Genomic DNA, 18,352 nt, shown 5'->3' with positions numbered 1-18,352 from the left:
AAATATCAACAATTTTAAGAACTGGCACGCAACTTGATATATGCACATCAACTTATCGAAACACACTGTATTTATTGAGGTTGCTATGTCTATTCTGGTTAAAAATAATATTCATTGGGTGGGTCAACGTGACTGGGAAGTGCGCGATTTTCACGGCACCGAATACAAAACCCTGCGCGGCAGCAGCTATAACAGCTATCTCATTCGCGAAGGCAAAAACGTCCTGATCGATACCGTTGATCATAAATTCAGCCGCGAGTTCGTGCAGAACCTGCGCAGCGAAATCGATCTGGCTGACATCGATTACATTATTATTAACCATGCGGAAGAAGACCACGCGGGCGCCCTGACCGAGCTGATGTCTTATATTCCCAACACGCCAATCTACTGCACCACCAACGCCATCGACTCCATTAACGGCCACCATCACCACCCTGAATGGAATTTTCATACGGTGAAAACCGGTGACTCGCTGGATATCGGTAACGGCAAACAGATGATCTTCGTCGAAACCCCGATGCTGCACTGGCCCGACAGCATGATGACGTACATGACCGGCGATGCGGTGCTGTTCAGCAATGACGCCTTTGGTCAGCACTACTGTGATGAACGTCTGTTTAACGACGAAGTGGATCAGACTGAGCTGTTCGAACAGTGCCAGCGCTACTACGCCAACATCCTGACGCCGTTCAGCCGTCTGGTAACGCCAAAAATCACCGAAATCCTCGGCTTCAATCTGCCGGTCGATATGATTGCCACCTCGCACGGCGTGGTCTGGCGCGAAAATCCAACCCAAATCGTGGAGCTGTATCTGAAATGGGCGGCGGATTATCAGGAAGATCGCATCACGCTGTTCTACGACACCATGTCCAACAACACCCGCATGATGGCGGACGCCATTGCCCAGGGCATTAACGAAGTCGACCCGAACGTGGCGGTGAAAATCTTCAACGTGGCGCGCAGCGATAAAAACGAAATCCTGACCAACGTCTTCCGCTCCAAGGGCGTGCTGGTCGGCACCTCCACCATGAATAACGTGATGATGCCGAAAATCGCCGGTCTGGTTGAAGAGATGACCGGTCTGCGTTTTCGTAACAAACGCGCCAGCGCGTTTGGCTCCCACGGCTGGAGCGGCGGTGCGGTAGATCGTCTCTCCACGCGTCTGCAGGATGCCGGTTTTGAAATGTCGATGAGCCTGAAAGCCAAATGGCGCCCGGATATCGACGCACTTGAAATCTGCCGCCAGCATGGCCGCGATATCGCACGTCAGTGGGCGCTCGCTCCACTGCCGGAAGCAACAGCGAAAGCCCCAGAGCAACAAGAAGCCTGCGCCTGTGCCGCCGCACAAGCCGCCGATCTTGGCCCGAGCATGCAGTGCAGCGTCTGCCAGTGGATTTACGATCCTTCCCTCGGCGAACCTTTGCAGGATGTCGCCCCAGGCACCCCGTGGCGCGACGTGCCGGATAACTTCCTGTGCCCGGAATGTTCCCTCGGGAAAGACGTGTTCGACGAACTGGCGACGGAGGCAAAATGAATCACGGCATTGTCATCATTGGCTCGGGCTTTGCCGCCCGGCAGCTGGTGAAAAATATACGCAAACAGGATGCGAACGTGCCGCTGACGCTTATCGCCGCCGACAGCATGGACGAGTACAACAAACCCGATTTGAGCCATGTTATCAGCCAGCATCAGCGTGCCGACGACCTCACCCGTCAGACGGCGGGGGAGTTCGCCGAACAGTTTACTTTGCGACTGTTTCCGCATACCTGGGTCATGGAGATCGACGCCAGCGCCCATGTGGTGAAGGGCAAAGATTATCAGTGGCACTACGACAAACTGGTTCTGGCGACGGGGGCATCCGCCTTTGTACCGCCCGTTGAGGGACGCGAGCTGATGCTGACCCTTAACAGTCAGCAGGAGTACCGCGCCTGTGAAACCCGGCTTCGTGACGCAAAGCGGGTGATGATTGTCGGTGGCGGTCTGATTGGCACCGAACTGGCGATGGATTTTTGCCGCGCCGGGAAAGCCGTCACTCTGGTCGATCACGCAGCGAGCATTCTGTCTGCGCTGATGCCAGCGGAAGTGAGCAGTCGCTTACAGCATCGTCTGACGGAGATGGGCGTCCATCTGCTGCTGAATTCTCAGCTCCAGAGCCTGACGACAACCGACAGCGGCATTCGCGCGACTCTCGATCGTAAGCGCAGCGTTGAGGTCGATGCCGTGATCGCCGCGACGGGCCTGCGTCCGGAAACGGCACTGGCCCAGCACGCCGGGGCAGAAACGGGGCGCGGAGTGAAGGTGGACAGCTATTTGCAAACCAGCCAGCCCGATATTTTCGCCCTGGGTGACTGTGCGGAAATCAACGGCCAGGTCCTGCCGTTCCTGCAGCCGATTCAGATCAGCGCAATGTATCTGGCAAAAAACCTGCTGGGGAATAACACGCCACTGAAACTGCCGGCGATGCTGGTGAAGGTCAAAACACCTGAACTGCCGCTGCACCTCGCGGGCGAAACGCAGCGACAGGATTTACACTGGCACATGGCTATTGAGCCACAGGGAATGGTCGCAAAAGGCGTTGATGGCGACGGTGAACTGCGTGCCTTTGTGGTCAGCGAAGATCGGATGAAGGAGGCTTTCTCCCTGCTGAAGTCGTTACCCGTTTAACCCGCAAACCTCTGCCACGCTGACTTAACCTTAGGATTTTATTATCCGCAGCCCCGATGTCCCGGGGCTTTTTTTTGCGCATTCTATTCACAAGGTAAATACATAATAGATAAATCATCGCCATCAATCCCTATTTCATTATTTATATGAATATATAAATCCGAGCAGATGGATATATTTGCGATAAATATCCATTCACCCTGAGATATATAATTATTTTATAATTGATAAATAAATCATCAGGGATAATTTAATTTAAACAGCGATAAAAAAGCAATTTTTGCTTAGATTATTTTTTTAAATAATGCTCGGAACCGTCAGAGACCCCCAGCGCGTCATAGCCGCGCCAGCGGTAGTTCAGCATTGACAGACACCAACAGACAATAAACAAACCAATAACAATAAAACCGGCGTTACCGAGATTATTATTAACACTCCCCACCAGGTTCCAGACGCCCCCACTTAATTCAAATTTATCTTTTATTAGCCCAAGCGCTTCCAGCCCGCCAATAAAGAGCGCGACGACAACCGACGTGCCGGTAATGGTCATATTGTAATAAAGTTTGCGCTGCGGTTTATTGAATGCCCAGCCGTACGCACCGATCATCAATAAATTATCCAGCGTATCCACTAACGCCATACCGCTGGCAAACAGCGCCGGGAAAATCATGATCGACCACACCGACATTCCGTTCGAGGCGCTGGCGGCAGAAATGCCCAGCACACCAATTTCAGTGGCGGTATCAAATCCCAGGCCAAACAGAAAACCGACCAGGTACATCTGCCAGCTTTTGCTCACCAGACGGAACGTGGCGCCAAACAGCCAGCTCATGATCCCGCCCGACAGCGGCGCGTCCCCCTCGCTGCTCGTCGTATGACCTTTCTTCAGCGCCTGAAAGCTGCGCCAGACGCCGAGCAAAATCACCGTGTTGATCAGCGCCATCGCCAGTAAAAAGGCCGCGGAAACGGCGGTGCCAATGAGGCTACCGGTCTCATGAAACCACACCATGTTCTTTTGAAACGCCGTCGCCGTGGCAGCAATAGCGACGGAGGCCAGCACCACAATGGTCGAATGGCCCAGCGAAAACCACGCCCCCACGCCAGACGGGCGTTTGCCCTGCTGCATCAGCTTGCGGGTGACCGTATCGATCGCGGCGATATGATCCGCATCGACCGCATGCCGCAGGCCGTAGCACCACGCCAGCAGGCTGGCCGCCATCAGCGTGGTACTGCCGCTAAACGTGTGCCAGGCCCAGCCCCAGGCCAGACTATTCGCGGCCAGCAGGATCATCAGAAGCGGTTCGTTGCGAATCCGTCGTTGCATGTCAGTTCCTGTGTGAAAGGGTGCGGGCGGCAGCGACGACCGCCTGTCCGAATGAAATCGCCCCGTCGCCTGCAGGCAATTGTTCAGGGAACAGAAGCGTGAATTCAGAAAGATAAAACTGCAGGCGCGCCCGCAGCAGCCGATTGTGCAGCACGCCGCCGCTGAAGCAGAGCGTCGATATCGCCAGACGTCGGGCGTGATGAGCCATCAGTGCCGCCAGCCCTTTCGCCAGCGCGTCATGGAATGCCCACGCCCGTTCGGCGGGCGCCGCCTGCCAGTCGAGCCACTGCTGCCAGAAGGTGGACAGATCTCCCACATCCAGCGTGACCGGATGCTGCACACCTGAACAGGTCGCGGCCAGTGCTTCAAGCTGACAGGCCGCTTCGCCTTCGTAATGCTGCCTGTCGGACACGATATCCAGCGCACAGGCCACGGCGTCAAACAGTCGCCCACAGGATGAGGCCAGCGGCGCGTTGATTCCACGCGCCACCGCCGTCGCCAGCAGTGTCCAGTTGTGCGCCAGAACGGCGCGCATTTCCGCGCGCTTTTGCCAGTCAGGAATAAACGCCAGCCCCTGTGCAAGTAAATTCCGCCACGGTTCGACCGCGGCCAGATCGCCGCCGGGCAACGCCACGGCGGGCAACCCACCGAGGTGCTCGCATGCCAGATAGTTCACCCGCAGGCACTCGCCGCCCCACAGCGCGCCGTTTTCGCCCATCCCGATGCCGTCAAGCGTCAGCGCAATCACATCGCCTGCGTTCAGCGGCCAGCCATTTTCCGCCAGGCATGCCGCCGCGTGGGCGTGGTGGTGGAGCACCGTCTGTTTCGGCAGCGCCAGCGCTTCGGCCCACCGGGCAGAGCGGTAGCCCGGATGGGCATCGTACACCACAAGTTTCGGGTGGAAATCATACATTTGTTGAATGACCGCCAGCGCGCCACGCCACTGATGCTCCATGCCGTCGTCACTCAGATCGCCAAAATGCTGGCTCACAACCGCCTGCCCGCCGCGCACCAGACAGAAGGTATTTTTCATCTCCGCACCGAGGCACAGCATTGGCGGGATATCCTTAAATCCTTCAGGCAGCGGAATGGCGTCAGGCACATAACCCCGCGCGCGGCGAAGCATTGCGCCCTGCTCGTCCAGGACCGAATCATCCATGCGTTGCAGAATGTCGCGGTTATGCAGCAGAAAACCGTCGGCGATATCGCGCAGGTCATCCAGCGCCTGATCATTGCTCAGCGCGGGGGGTTTACCGCTGAGATTCCCGGAAGTCATTACCAGCGGGCGCGCGCAGTCGTCCATCAGCAGATGTTGCAGCGGGCTGGAGGCCAGCATCACGCCGATGCAATCCAGGCCCGGCGCAATGTTCTGCGGCAGTTCCGGTAGCAGGCGCTTTGCGGTCAACACGATGGGTGCGGCGGGCGATTGAAGACGCTCCCGAAGGGGCGCAGGCAACTCGTCAATACAGGGCAGCATCACCGCTAATGGTTTGGTCGGACGACGTTTTCGCTCGCGCAGCCGCGCCACCGCCTGCGGGTTTTGCGCGTCGCAAGCCAGATGAAAACCGCCCAGCCCTTTGATTGCCACGATCCCACCGTTTTTCAGCATCTCAACGGCTGCGGATAACGCGGCATCTCGTGTCAGATGGACGCCCGCTGCACGCCATTCCAGCTGCGGCCCACAGTCCGGACATGCCACCGGCTGGGCGTGAAAGCGCCGATCCGCCGGATTGCGGTATTCGCTCTCACACGGGGCGCAGAGCGGGAAAGCGGCCATCGCCGTGTCTGGCCGGTCATAAGGCATGGCGCGAATAATGGTGAAACGCGGGCCGCAGTGGGTGCAGTTGATAAACGGATAGCGGTAACGGCGCTCGCGCGGATCGCGCATCTCGGCCAGGCAGGCCGGGCAGGTCGCCGCGTCCGGTACGATTTGCGTCGCCATCGCCCCGCCCGCGCTGTGGCGGATGGTGAATTCCGTCGGCATTTTCGGCCAGCTGAACGGCTGAGTTTCAATGGTATCAATGCGCGCCAGCGGCGGGCACTGCGCTAACAAACATGTCTGAAACGCCGTCGGATCATCAGCCAGACGCACCAGCACGCCTTCGCCGTCGTTACAGACGTCACCGCAAAGGCCAAGCTGAGTCGCCAGCTGCCAGACAAAGGGGCGGAAACCCACCCCCTGCACTTTTCCGCGCACCCGCAGCTGCGCGCCGTTACAGCTCATCGCGGCTTAAAACAGCATTGATGACGATGTATCAAACGCCGCGCGACGGCGCTTCTCGGCACTCATCTGTTCAAGCTTGTTACGATCGACGCAGACCAGAGCGTGGGTCGGACAGGCTTCAATGCACGCCGGGCCGCTTTCGCGATGGTTGCACAGGTCGCATTTGTTCGCTTCGGCTTTTTCGGCACGCACACTCAGGCCCGCACCGCTGTTTCGTACCACCGGGCGCACAACCACTTCCATCGCACCATACGGACAGGCCACCACGCAGGTTTTACAGCCGATGCAACGCTGCTGCATCACCTGCACAAAGCCGTTTTCGCGGCTGATAGCACCGTTAGGGCAGACATTGGCGCAGGGGGCGTCTTCACACTGGCGGCAGATGGCCGCCGTTGAGATATTCACGCCCTTAATGACATGAATACGTGGCAGGAAAGATTCTGGGGTCAGGGAGGCGCAATCCTGCTCCGCCTGATGGGACACAACACACGCCACCTCACAGGTGCGACAGCCAATACATTTACTGGCATCGGCCATAATAAAACGGTTCATCTGCTTCTCCAGCATTAAGTTATGCGGCGAAACATACATAAAACGTGCCACATTTTAATTAACTGATTTCACTGAATTTAATCAGTATCCTTCGGTGTCATCGACACGAATGACGATGACACCTGTCGACGTCAGACGCGAACGTTGGCGATGACGGAATCGCGCAGGATCAGCTCACCGGGGAAGGCTTGCTGGTAGCTGAACTCGCCGCCATCGAGCATAAAAATCAGGCGGCTGATGGTCTCTTTGATCATCTCCGTCACCGGAATGCGCACGCTGGAGAGCGACGGCACGATGTAGGGCGCGATCGCGACATCATCAAATCCCACCACCGACACTTCGCCCGGCGTGCCGATCCCGCTGTCGTGCAGCTGCTTCAGCGCACCAATGGCCATATCGTCATTGCTGGCGACCAGCGCGGTGAATTGCGCTTTGCGCGCCAGCAGCGTGGTGACTCCCGCCGCCCCGCTTTCCGGAGTCCATTTCCCCTCCACCAGCAATTCGTCGCGCAGCGGGATCTGATGCTGCGCCAGCGCCGCTCTGTACCCTGAAAGACGTTCGATACCGGTGGGAGAGTCGAGCGAGCCGGTGATAAAGGCGATATCCCGATGGCCCATTTCAATCAGCTGCGAGACCGCATCCTGACAGGAGGCTTTATGATCCGACCAGACGCACTGGCTGCTGTTTTTACGCAGACGACGGTTTAACACCATGATCGGCTGCTCCTGTTTTTCGATGATCTCATCCATCTCATCGACGCTTAAAAAGCGCGGATAGATGATGATCGCGTCGCAGCGCATATCGAGCAGATACTGGATCGCCTCGCGCTCTTCATCGGCGCTGTGCTTGCCGTCCGCGAGGATCAGCTGACGCCCTTTTTCTTCCGTCATGCGTGCCGCGTGGAACAGCAGCTCGCTGAAATACACGCCGTGGTAAAGGGTGTTCGTTACTACCAGACCCAGGGTTTGGGTGCGTTTGGTCGCCAGGTTTCGCGCCAGCAGATTGGGGCGGTAGCCGCTCTCTTCAATCGCCTGAAAAACCCGGTCTTTTGTCTCCTGGCTCACGTAGCCATTGCCCGAAAGCACCCGAGAAACCGTTGCCTTCGACACCCCTGCCCGCTTCGCCACTTCAAGCATCGTGGTCATCTGATTATTCCCTTTAAACCTGATGCGCCGAAGTGTACTGCACTGCACGAAAATTGTCGCAGCGCGAATCTCACGCTTTTAAACACTCAAAGTGATCGTTATCACGAATGTAAAAAATGCACGGATCACCATCTTGTTTCATACGAAGAAAGTCATCATGATTTTGTGGAACCGGTTTCCTACATGTTCTCACAACTACAACAGGATCACTTCCGATGGCCAAAAATTATGCCGCGCTGGCGAAAGACATTGTCAGCGCGCTCGGCGGGAAAGATAACATCGTCGCCGTCACCCACTGTATGACGCGCCTGCGCTTTGTGTTGCAGGACGAAAGCGCCATCGACAGCGCCACGCTCAAAAGCCTCTCCGGCGTGCTCGGCGTGGTGCGTAACGATAACCAGTGTCAGGTGATCATCGGCAACACCGTGTCTCAAGCCTACCGCGAGGTGGTGAACCTGCTACCTGCCGGGATGCGCCCTGCAGAGCCGCAAGGCCCGCAAAAACTGACGCTTCGCCGCATCGGCGCTGGCGTGCTCGACGCGCTGATCGGCACTATGTCCCCGCTGATCCCGGCGATCATCGGCGGCTCGATGGTGAAACTGCTGGCAATGATCCTGGAGATGACCGGCGCGCTGCCGAAAGGTGCCCCGACGCTCACGATTCTGACGGTAATCGGTGACGGAGCCTTCTTCTTCCTGCCGCTGATGGTGGCCGCGTCTGCCGCCGTGAAATTCAAAACCAACATGTCGCTGGCGATTGCCATCGCAGGCGTGCTGGTGCATCCGAGCTTTATTGAACTGATGGCGAAAGCCGCCCAGGGCGAGCACGTCGAGTTCGCGTTTATCCCGGTGACGGCGGTGAAATACACCTACACGGTGATCCCGGCGCTGGTCATGACCTGGTGCCTGTCGTACATCGAACGCTGGGTGGACAAGATCACGCCAGCGGTCACCAAAAACTTCCTGAAACCGATGCTGATCGTGCTGATTGCCGCCCCGCTGGCGATTGTGCTAATTGGGCCGCTGGGTATCTGGATTGGTAGCGCGATTTCGTCGCTGGTCTACACCATTCACGGCTATCTGGGCTGGCTGTCCGTGGCCATTATGGGCGCACTCTGGCCGCTGCTGGTAATGACCGGTATGCACCGCGTCTTTACGCCAACGATTATTCAGACCATTGCCGAAACCGGCAAAGAAGGGATGGTGATGCCGTCGGAAATCGGCGCGAACCTCTCTCTTGGCGGTTCTTCCCTGGCGGTGGCGTGGAAAACCAAAAACCCGGAACTGCGCCAGACGGCGCTCGCCGCGGCGGCGTCCGCCATCATGGCGGGAATTTCTGAACCGGCACTTTACGGCGTGGCGATTCGCCTGAAACGCCCGTTAATTGCGAGCCTGATCAGCGGCTTTATCTGCGGCGCGATCGCCGGTATGGCGGGGCTTGCCAGCCACTCGATGGCGGCACCGGGCCTGTTCACCAGCGTACAGTTCTTCGATCCAGCCAATCCGATGACCATCGTCTGGGTGTTTGGCGTGATGGCCCTGGCCGTGGTGCTTTCGTTTGTTCTGACGCTGATCCTCGGCTTTGAGGATATTCCGGTGGAAGACGAGGCCGAGAAAGCACGCGCCCTGCAAACCGCACCGGTTCCGGCACAAGAAGCACGAGCATAAATGAATAACGAGGTACAAATGTCTGTTTTTCCAGAAGGATTTTTATGGGGCGGCGCACTGGCCGCCAACCAGAGTGAAGGTGCTTACCGTGAAGGCGGTAAAGGGCTGACCACCGTCGATATGATCCCCCACGGCGCAAACCGCATGGCGGTGAAAGTCGGTAAGGAAAAACGTTTCTCGCTGCGCGACGACGAGTTTTACCCGAGCCACGAGGCGATAGATTTCTACCATAGCTACAAAGAAGACATCGCTCTGATGGCGGAGATGGGCTTTACGGTGTTCCGCACCTCGATTGCCTGGAGCCGCCTCTACCCGAACGGCGACGAGCCGCTGCCGAATCAGGCCGGTATCGCCTTTTACCGCGCGGTATTTGAAGAGTGCAAAAAGTACAATATCGAGCCGCTGGTGACCCTGTGTCACTTCGATGTGCCAATGCATCTGGTCACCGAATACGGCTCCTGGCGCAACCGCAAAATGGTCGATTTCTTCGCCCGCTACGCGCGCACCTGCTTTGAAGAGTTCAATGGTCTGGTGAAATACTGGCTGACCTTCAACGAGATCAACATCATGCTGCACAGCCCGTTCTCGGGCGCGGGGCTGGTGTTTGAAGAGGGTGAAAACGCAGATCAGGTGAAATACCAGGCCGCACACCACGAGCTGGTGGCAAGCGCACTGGCGACCAAAATCGCCCATGAAGTGAACCCGGAAAACCAGGTCGGCTGTATGCTGGCAGGCGGCAGTTTCTACCCGTACTCCTGCAAGCCAGAAGACGTGTGGACGGCGCTGGAAAAAGATCGCGAAAACCTGTTCTTTATTGACGTTCAGGCGCGTGGCACCTATCCGGCTTACTCGGCGCGCGTGTTCCGCGATAAAGGGGTGACGATTGTCAAAGACCCGGCCGACGACCAGATCCTGAAACATACCGTCGATTTTGTCTCGTTCAGTTATTACGCGTCACGCTGCGCCTCAGCGGAGATGAACGCCAATAACACCAGCGCGGCAAACATCGTCAAATCCCTGCGCAACCCGCACATTGAGGTGAGCGAATGGGGCTGGGGCATTGACCCGCTGGGCCTGCGCATCACCATGAACATGATGTATGACCGCTACCAGAAACCGCTGTTCCTGGTGGAAAACGGCCTCGGGGCGAAAGACGAGATCGACGCCAGCGGCGAGATTAATGACGACTACCGCATCAGCTATCTGCGTGAGCATATCCGCGCGATGGGCGATGCGATTGAAGACGGCGTGCCGCTAATGGGCTACACCACCTGGGGCTGTATCGATCTGGTGGCAGCCTCCACGGGCGAGATGAGCAAGCGCTACGGGTTTGTGTATGTCGATCGTGACGACGCAGGCAACGGCACGCTGGATCGTAAACGCAAGAAATCGTTCTGGTGGTATAAGAAGGTGATTGCGAGCAACGGGGCGGATTTGGCGTAACGGAGTTCTGCCCGGTGGTACGTCGCGCACCGGGCATTGACTTCTCAGAGTCGTGCAAAACCCCCGTCCCCTGCCCATCCTGCAAGCCGGGAATAGACTGTTTCCACCGCCGCTTTTATCGCGGGAGTCATCGGATAATAAAAGCCGACAATATCCGGCTGAATGCCCAAAAACAGCACCTCGCCCACGTCGTCTTTAATCTGATCGACCAGATAGTTGAGCGGCATATTGTGAGTGGTCATCATGAACATCTCAGCAATATCGTCCGGATCGATGAGGCGGATTTCGCCGGGGTTTAGCCCCATGTCGGTGGCATCGACAATCAGCAGCCGGTCCGGGCGCAGCTCCCGAAGGGCAACCACGTCATTTTCCGGCGCGCTGCCGCCGTCGATCACCTGCCAGTTACCCTGCGGATGTGCGAAGCACATTTCCGCCAGCAGCGGGCCTGCGCCGTCGTCGCCCATCATGCTGTTACCCACACACAGTAAAACGTCAGTCACGTAATCTCCTCACCATCAGGTAGATGGCGCTCTCCTGATGAATATCATGCAGCATACTGAGCACCGTTTTGCTCCACGCCTGCTGCTCAGGGGTTTGCACTGCGAGCGCCGCATCGAAGGCATTCGCCAGCATGGCGATGTGATTGCTGTCGATGACAATCTCGCCATACTTCGGTACACCTTCCATTTTGCGTCGCGCCGTGCTACCCGCCTCCAGCGTGCCGATCCACGCCAGATAGTCCTGCCACGGACAGCTCAGCGCCGCCTCTAAACAGTCGATCACCCCGAGATGGTGGCCAATCGCCAGGCTGTAATAGACCACCTGCTGGGCCGCATCCGGCGTCGCGTCGTTCTCATCGATAAATTTACGGCTCAGCTGACTGAACACCACCTTTTCACTCATCGGATACGCGCCTCATCCACCACCTGATCCAGGTTTGCCACGATCTCGTTCAGACGCGGATCTTTCTCCGCCTCCAGCCAGCGCGCCACCTGATGCTCGCCCTGGCTCAACAGACGCAGATAGTCATCAGCAATCTGACGGCCATAGCGATACCCGGCGAGGCGTCGCGCCGTCCGATCGACCTTCACGCGCAGAGGCTGCACCATATCCGGGTGCAAAATCTGCGCGGGCTGATTGTCCAGCTCACCCGGGGCGCGAGCGTGAATTTTCTGCTCCAGCAGACCCAGCGCCATCGCAAAACCGTACAGCGTCGCCGCAGGCGTCGGCGGGCAGCCAGGGATATACACATCCACCGGCACGATTTTGTCGGTGCCGCCCCACACGCAGTAGAGATCGTGGAAGATCCCGCCGCTGTTGCCGCAGGCGCCATAGGAGATACAAATTTTTGGATCCGGCGCCGATTGCCAGGCGCGCAGCGCCGGAGAGCGCATCGCACGCGTCACCGCGCCGGTAAACAGCAGAATGTCCGCGTGGCGCGGGGATGGCACCACTTTGATACCAAAACGTTCGGCATCAAACAGCGGCGACAGGGTGGCGAAGATTTCGATTTCGCAGCCGTTGCAGCCGCCGCAGTCCACGCGGTAGACGTAGGCGGAACGTTTGATGTTTTTCAGCAGGGAGGTTTTCATGCTCGCGATGGATTCGTCCACCGTCATCGGCACAGGAATGCCGTTATCGTCGCGCGGGCCGAGTAAATTATTCATCAGCTGGCTTCTCTCATGTGGCGGGTGATATCAATGCGGTCGGACGGCAGCAGGCATTTCTGACGCTTGCATTCCGGGCAGGTTTCAAACCCTTCCCGGTGCATTTCGGCGCGAGCATCACCGTTGTGTTTCAGCAACGCAATGGCGTAGTCGATCTCTTTTTGCACGGCAAACGGATGGTGGCAAACGCGGCAGTGGCACAGGTCAAAACGCGACTGCTGGAGGAAATCCTCTTTTTTCCACACCGCCAGCTCGTACTCCTGCGACAGCTTTATCGCCGCCGTCGGGCAGACCTCTTCACAGCGGCCACAAAAAATGCAGCGTCCGAGGTTGAACTGCCAGGCCAGCTGATTCGTCGCCAGATCCGTCTCCACCGTCAGGGCGTTCGACGGGCAGGCGTTAACGCACGCCGCACAGCCGATGCACTGCTGCGGGTTGTGCTCTGGTTTGCCGCGAAAGTTTTTATCGACCGGCATCGGCTCAAGCGGATAACGGCTGGTGACCGTACCGGTTTTGATCACTTTTTTGATAAAGGTAAACATGACGGTTCCTTATTTCAGCGGCGAGTTCTTGCGCTCGATGCTGTAGCGTTCAAGCTCTTTGTACGGCACCACCTGGCTTTTCTTCTTGCGTACATCCACCACCGTCATGCGGTCGGTACAGGAGTAGCAAGGATCGAGGCTGCCGATGATCAGCGGCGCATCAGAGACCGTATTGCCGCGCAGCATGTAGCGCAGGGTCGGCCAGTTGGCGTAGGTCGCCGCACGGCAGCGCCAGCGGTAGAGCTTCTGGTTGTCGCCGGTCATGCTCCAGTGGATATCATCTCCGCGTGGCGCCTCGGCGAACCCGAGCGCAAAACGGTTCGGGATATAGGTAAAGCCTTCCACCGCCAGCGGACCGCCGGGCAGATTATCCAGTCCAAAATCGATCATATTCAGGGCGGTAAAGACTTCGTTGATACGCACTTTCAGACGCGAGATAACGTCGCAGCCCTGCTCGCTGTGTACGGTCATCGGCAACAGACCGTAACCGACAAACGGGTGATCGGCGCGGGTATCGCGGGCGTGACCGCTGGCGCGCACCATTGGGCCGACGTTGCTGAAGTCGCGGGCGATCTGCGGATCGAGACGGCCCACACCGACGGTACGCTGCTCGATATTTGGCGTGCTCAGAAGCATATCCACCAGATCCTGCACATCGCGGCGCATCTGCTGTGCCAGCAGGCGGGTCTGGATCATGTCGTCTTTCAGCAGATCGCGGCGAATCCCGCCTATCAGGTTCAGACCGTAAGTTTTACGCGCCCCAGTGAGGATTTCCGCCATCTTCATCGACGCTTCACGCACGCGGAAGAACTGCATAAACCCGGAATCAAAGCCGACGAAGTGACAGGCGAGGCCGAGGTTCAGCAGGTGTGAGTGCAAGCGTTCGACCTCCAGCAGAATGGCGCGGATCATCTGCGCCCGCTCAGGCACCACAATCCCCATGCCGTTTTCCACCGAGGTGGTATAAGCGGTGCTGTGGGCAAAGCCGCAGATCCCGCAAACACGATCTGACAGGAAGGTGACTTCGTTGTAACCCATACGGGTTTCCGCCAGTTTTTCCATGCCGCGATGGACGTAGAACAGGCGGTAATCGGCGTCGATAATGTTTTCGCCGTCGACAAACAGGCGGAAGTGGCCCGGTTCATCGGAGGTGACGTGCAGCGGGCCAATCGGCACCACGTTGTTCTTTTTGCTGCCGAGTTCGTTGATGAACTCGTAGGTTTCGCTGTCGGTCGTCGGCGCCGGACGCTGGCGATAATCCATGCTGTCTTTGCGCAGCGGATAGAGTTCATCCGGCCAGTCGTCGGGCAGCACCAGACGGCGCTCATCCGGCAGGCCAACCGCCACCAGGCCGTACATGTCGCGCACTTCGCGCTCGCCCCAGACGGCGGCAGGCACGCGCGGCGTGACGGACGGGTATTCCGGTTTATTCGGATCAACTTCGACGCGTACCGTGAGCCAGCACTTCACGCCCTGCTCCATCGACAGCACGTAGTAAACCGCGTAGTTGCCGCACAGCTGACGCTCATCGTTGCCGAACAGTACCGACAGCCAGCCGCCCTGCTGGTAATAGAGAAACTCCACCACTTCCGGCAGGTAGTTCACCTTGATGGTGACGGTGATCTGGTCTTTGGTCTGCCAGCTCTCCTCCAGCACCACGCCGGGAAACGCCTGATGCAGTGCGGCAAGATACTGTTGACCTACTTTTTCTTCAGACATGCTAAGACTCTCTGTAATCACGCCACCAGCAAGGAGACGAAGGCTAAAAATGCGAACCCAAAACCGGCCCAGGTGACGCGCGACGTGGCGTTGAAACGCAGTCGCGCCATGCTGTTTTCAAACAGCGCGATAATCAGCACCCCCGCCACCAGCTTGAGCACGGCGATAACCACTGCCAGCAGCAAACCCGCCGCCGAGAAGTGTGTCATCTGCCCCCACGGGAAGAAGACGCCGACAAACATTTGCAGAACCACCAGCTGTTTGAGGCTGATGCCCCACTTCAGCACCGCAAAGCCGTAGCCGCTGTACTCCGTGAGCGGTCCTTCCTGCAGCTCCTGCTCCGCTTCCGCGAGGTCAAAGGGCAGCTTTCCCATCTCAATAAAGGTGGCGAAAGCACAGGCGCAGAGCGCCAGCAGCAGCGGAACGGTGCGCGTAACCGGCCAGTGATAAACCGTGTCAGTGATAAAGCTGATATGGGTGGAACCCGCGACCTGCGCGGCTACCCACAGGCCCAGCAGCAGGATCGGTTCCACCAGCACGCCGAGCATCGCCTCGCGGCTGGCGCCGATACCAGTAAACGGACTGCCCGTATCCAGCCCTGCAATCGCAAAGAAAAAGCGCGCGATAGCGAAGAGGTAGATCAGGGTGATCAGATCGCCGAGCACCGGCAGAGGCGACGCGACGGTCACCACCGGCAGCGCGGTGGCGATGGTCAGCATCACGCCGACCATCACGAACGGCGTCAGGCGGAACACCCAGCCGGACGCATCCGGGGCGATGCTCTGACGACCTATCAGTTTGATGAGATCGCGGTACTCCTGAAGCACGCCCGGACCGCGACGGTTGTGCATCCGGGCGCGGGCCACGCGGGTAATGCCCGAAAGCAGTGGCGCAACGGCGAATAACACCAGCGCCTGAAGTAATGCCAGTAACAGACTCATGTCAGGCTCCTCGTGAAATCACAATCACCACCAGCACCGCCAGCTCGATCACGGCGAGACGACGGAACAGCGTCGGTGCAGCCGCGCTTTGCCAGCCGGGAATCACCTTCACCGGGTTCAGCGCGTGGCGCAGTTTCAGGACAAAGGCGAAGTTCTCTTTTACCGGCATCGCAAAACCGTGGGCGGTGATAACCATCGATTGTTCGTGCTCGTACCCGCACGCCCATGCCGTACCGCGTGAACGCGCAGGCAGACGGTCGCGTTTGAAGAACATCATCAGCACCAGCGGTAACAGCGGCGCGGCGATCAGCAGCAGGGCAATCATCGGCTGGGAAACGGCGGTGTGCGCGGTCGTGAGCGGTAGTGGAACCGCACTCCCCAGCAGCGGCAGCAGCCACGGCGCGGCAACCCCACCCGCGATGCAGCACAGGGCCAGCAGAACCACGCTTGCGGTCATCAGCGCCGGTGCACTGCGGGCATTTTCTGCCTCCGGAGTGCGCGGTGCGCCAAGGAAGGTGACGCCATAGACTTTCGCCATACACATCACCGCCAGCGCGCCGGTGATCGCGAGGCCGACCGCCAGCATTGGCCCGAGCAGACGAGCAATAAAGAGGTCGCTCTGACCCAGCGCAAAGAAGGACTGATAGATCACCCACTCACCGGCAAAACCGTTGAGCGGCGGAAGTGCGGCCATCGCCATCAACCCCACCAGCATCGCGAGCGAAATCAGCGGCATTTTTTTACCGATACCGCCCAGCTTTTCGATATCGCGATGCCCGGTGCGGAACCAGACGCTGCCCGCCCCCAGGAACAGAGTGCTTTTAAACAGGCTATGGTTAACCAGATGGTACAGCCCGCCGATAAACCCGGCGGCGACCAGCGCCGGATGGTTCAGCGCCAGCCCCGTCACACCCGCGCCTAAGCCGAGCAGGATGATGCCGATGTTTTCCAGTGTGTGATACGCCAGCAGGCGCTGGATGTTGTGCTCCATCAGGGCGTACAGCCCGCCGACAAAGGCGGTGATCATCCCGGCAATCAACAGCACCACGCCCCACCACAGCGGCGGTTGGCCACCGATAAGCGAAAGCGTGAGGATGCCAAACAGACCGACTTTCATCACCACCGTCGAGAACAGCGTCGCGGCGGGCGCTGACGCAGTGGCATGCGCCTGCGGCACCCAGCCATGCAGCGGAATAATCCCCGCCAGCAGACCAAAGCCGACCACGCCAGAAAGCCAGATATCGGCCCCAAACGGCAGCAACTGCGCGCGGGCGCTCAGCAGATCCAGGTCAAGCGTGCCGTAGCGCTGCCACACCAGCCAGCAGGTGAGCGCCAGCAAAAGGGTGCCGAGACGCCCCAGGAAAAACCACAGTTTGCCGGATGGGCTGCATCCCGTGAGGAACACGCCGCACAGCGCCATGATCTCCGCCATTACGACCAGCGCGGCCAGGTTGCTGGCCACCACGGTACAGACGGCCGCGGCGAGCAGCAGATTGACCAGCAGGCCGTTCGGTTTGGTCTGCGGGTGACGGTGCCAGTCAATATTAAACAGACTGACAAACAGCCCGCACAGGCCAAAGGTCACCAGCCAGATCGCATTCAGCGGCGTGATCTGAAGAGTGTGGCGAATCAGCGGCATGACGCCTTCTGCATGGACACCCTGCGTCAACACCATGAATCCGGCTATCGCCGTGATGACACTCCCCGCCGCGCCGCCGATTCCGGCAATCCATCCGCTGAGGGTTTTGTGAAAAGAGAAGACCAGCGCCAGCACCGCCGTCGCAGCAAAGCAGGCTACGGCGCTATTGATCAGATAGACAGCGTTCATTTCGCCCCCTCGTTTTGCGCCTGAAACAGCGACAGATCGCCAAAGTCGGTATTAATGGTCAGTTCGCGTTTGCGCTTACTGGTGCGAGCGATATCGTGGATATTGACCAGAATCAGCGCTTTAGTTGGGCAGGTGCGTACGCAGGCGGGGCCTTGTTCGTCAAAGCTGCACAGATCGCACTTCACCGCCACGGCGCGCACGCCCGGCACCCAGTCCAGCAGGGTACTGACGCGAGCCGGTGCGGGAGGCGCAGGTGGCGCTTTTGGCGAATTGGCATTGGCCGGAATATGCAGCGGGCGGCTGCCAGAAAATTCAATCGCACCAAACGGGCAGGCGATGCCGCACAGTTTGCAGCTTACGCACAGGCTTTCGTTCAGCTGAACAGCGCCATCGATACGGTTGATGGCATTCACAGGACAGACGCCCGCGCAGGGGGCATCCTCACATTGATGGCAGAGCTGCGGGGCAGACTCTTTTTCATTACGCATAACGCGCAGGCGCGGCATGGACTGCAGCCCGTGCAGGCGGTGTGTTTCGGAACACGCCGCTTCACAGGTGTGGCAGCCAATACAGACCGTCGAGTCAGCAATTACAAAACGGTTCACCGGGTAGTCCTCAGGACAGTGTCATTTTTGA

Annotated in this window: 16 protein-coding genes; 4 read left to right on the top strand and 12 right to left on the bottom strand. The window is 58.4% G+C overall.

The features are described from left to right. Positions 1 to 85: 85 nt before the first annotated feature. Positions 86 to 1,534, top strand: coding sequence for an anaerobic nitric oxide reductase flavorubredoxin (gene norV / locus OVA10_RS07230; protein ID WP_268195691.1), 1,449 nt, complete (start codon positions 86 to 88; stop codon positions 1,532 to 1,534). Next, complete coding sequence (gene norW / locus OVA10_RS07225) at positions 1,531 to 2,664, top strand: NADH:flavorubredoxin reductase NorW (RefSeq protein WP_123428722.1); 1,134 nt, start codon at positions 1,531 to 1,533, stop codon at positions 2,662 to 2,664. The genes norV and norW overlap by 4 nt, the downstream gene beginning before the upstream one ends. Positions 2,665 to 2,953: 289 nt before the next feature. Here the strand turns inward: norW and OVA10_RS07220 are convergent, their stop codons facing one another. The 4 genes from OVA10_RS07220 to OVA10_RS07205 all read right to left on the bottom strand — a co-directional run bounded on the left by OVA10_RS07220 (position 2,954) and on the right by OVA10_RS07205 (position 7,909). Continuing rightward, positions 2,954 to 3,988: a HoxN/HupN/NixA family nickel/cobalt transporter gene (locus OVA10_RS07220; RefSeq protein ID WP_268195690.1), complete on the bottom strand. Its 1,035-nt coding sequence runs from the start codon at positions 3,986 to 3,988 to the stop codon at positions 2,954 to 2,956. 1 nt (position 3,989) lies between these two features. Next, a complete protein-coding gene (gene hypF / locus OVA10_RS07215; protein WP_268195689.1) occupies positions 3,990 to 6,212 on the bottom strand; it encodes a carbamoyltransferase HypF in 2,223 nt (740 codons plus the stop codon). A 6-nt stretch (positions 6,213 to 6,218) separates the two neighbouring features. Beyond that, positions 6,219 to 6,764: an electron transport protein HydN gene (gene hydN, locus OVA10_RS07210; RefSeq protein WP_123428889.1), complete on the bottom strand. Its 546-nt coding sequence runs from the start codon at positions 6,762 to 6,764 to the stop codon at positions 6,219 to 6,221. 131 nt (positions 6,765 to 6,895) lie between these two features. Continuing rightward, positions 6,896 to 7,909, bottom strand: coding sequence for a LacI family DNA-binding transcriptional regulator (locus OVA10_RS07205; RefSeq protein ID WP_268195688.1), 1,014 nt, complete (start codon positions 7,907 to 7,909; stop codon positions 6,896 to 6,898). Positions 7,910 to 8,124: 215 nt separating this feature from the next. On the opposite strand from OVA10_RS07205, the gene ascF reads away from it, so the two are divergent. Together ascF and OVA10_RS07195 are read left to right on the top strand one after the other, a co-directional pair. Further along, positions 8,125 to 9,576, top strand: coding sequence for a PTS cellobiose/arbutin/salicin transporter subunit IIBC (ascF, locus tag OVA10_RS07200; protein WP_102105428.1), 1,452 nt, complete (start codon positions 8,125 to 8,127; stop codon positions 9,574 to 9,576). Between the two features lie 18 nt (positions 9,577 to 9,594). Beyond that, positions 9,595 to 11,019 (top strand): 6-phospho-beta-glucosidase, encoded by a 1,425-nt coding sequence (locus OVA10_RS07195; protein WP_268195687.1) that lies wholly within the window; start codon positions 9,595 to 9,597, stop codon positions 11,017 to 11,019. 44 nt (positions 11,020 to 11,063) lie between these two features. Here the strand turns inward: OVA10_RS07195 and hycI are convergent, their stop codons facing one another. From hycI to OVA10_RS07155, 8 genes are read right to left on the bottom strand one after another with little or no spacing between them, the layout of a single operon-like run. After that, on the bottom strand, positions 11,064 to 11,519 hold the full coding sequence (hycI, locus tag OVA10_RS07190; protein WP_129035041.1) for a hydrogenase maturation peptidase HycI: 456 nt from the start codon (positions 11,517 to 11,519) through the stop codon (positions 11,064 to 11,066). Continuing rightward, the gene (locus tag OVA10_RS07185) at positions 11,512 to 11,922 is read right to left on the bottom strand and encodes a formate hydrogenlyase maturation HycH family protein (protein WP_100779160.1); all 411 of its coding nucleotides are present in this window, start codon (positions 11,920 to 11,922) and stop codon (positions 11,512 to 11,514) included. Before OVA10_RS07185 ends, hycI begins: the two co-directional genes overlap by 8 nt. Next, positions 11,919 to 12,686 (bottom strand): NADH-quinone oxidoreductase subunit B family protein, encoded by a 768-nt coding sequence (locus tag OVA10_RS07180; protein WP_268195686.1) that lies wholly within the window; start codon positions 12,684 to 12,686, stop codon positions 11,919 to 11,921. The genes OVA10_RS07185 and OVA10_RS07180 overlap by 4 nt, the downstream gene beginning before the upstream one ends. Then, positions 12,686 to 13,228, bottom strand: coding sequence for a formate hydrogenlyase complex iron-sulfur subunit (locus OVA10_RS07175; RefSeq protein ID WP_181826764.1), 543 nt, complete (start codon positions 13,226 to 13,228; stop codon positions 12,686 to 12,688). Before OVA10_RS07175 ends, OVA10_RS07180 begins: the two co-directional genes overlap by 1 nt. Positions 13,229 to 13,237: 9 nt before the next feature. Continuing rightward, positions 13,238 to 14,947: a hydrogenase large subunit gene (locus OVA10_RS07170; protein WP_102105431.1), complete on the bottom strand. Its 1,710-nt coding sequence runs from the start codon at positions 14,945 to 14,947 to the stop codon at positions 13,238 to 13,240. A 17-nt stretch (positions 14,948 to 14,964) separates the two neighbouring features. Then, complete coding sequence (locus OVA10_RS07165) at positions 14,965 to 15,888, bottom strand: respiratory chain complex I subunit 1 family protein (protein WP_123428704.1); 924 nt, start codon at positions 15,886 to 15,888, stop codon at positions 14,965 to 14,967. A 1-nt stretch (position 15,889) separates the two neighbouring features. Further along, positions 15,890 to 17,716 carry a formate hydrogenlyase subunit 3 gene (gene hycC, locus OVA10_RS07160; protein WP_248859070.1) on the bottom strand — a complete coding sequence of 609 codons (1,827 nt, stop codon included), beginning with the start codon at positions 17,714 to 17,716 and terminating at the stop codon, positions 15,890 to 15,892. Then, complete coding sequence (locus tag OVA10_RS07155; protein WP_100779154.1) at positions 17,713 to 18,321, bottom strand: 4Fe-4S dicluster domain-containing protein; 609 nt, start codon at positions 18,319 to 18,321, stop codon at positions 17,713 to 17,715. Before OVA10_RS07155 ends, hycC begins: the two co-directional genes overlap by 4 nt. Between the last annotated feature and the right edge of the window lie 31 nt (positions 18,322 to 18,352).

The organism is Lelliottia sp. SL45, assembly GCF_026672535.1.
Classification (GTDB): Bacteria; Pseudomonadota; Gammaproteobacteria; order Enterobacterales; family Enterobacteriaceae; genus Enterobacter; species Enterobacter nimipressuralis.
The sequence above is the reverse complement of the archived record's forward strand: the minus strand, read 5'-3'. Positions and strand labels throughout refer to the sequence as shown.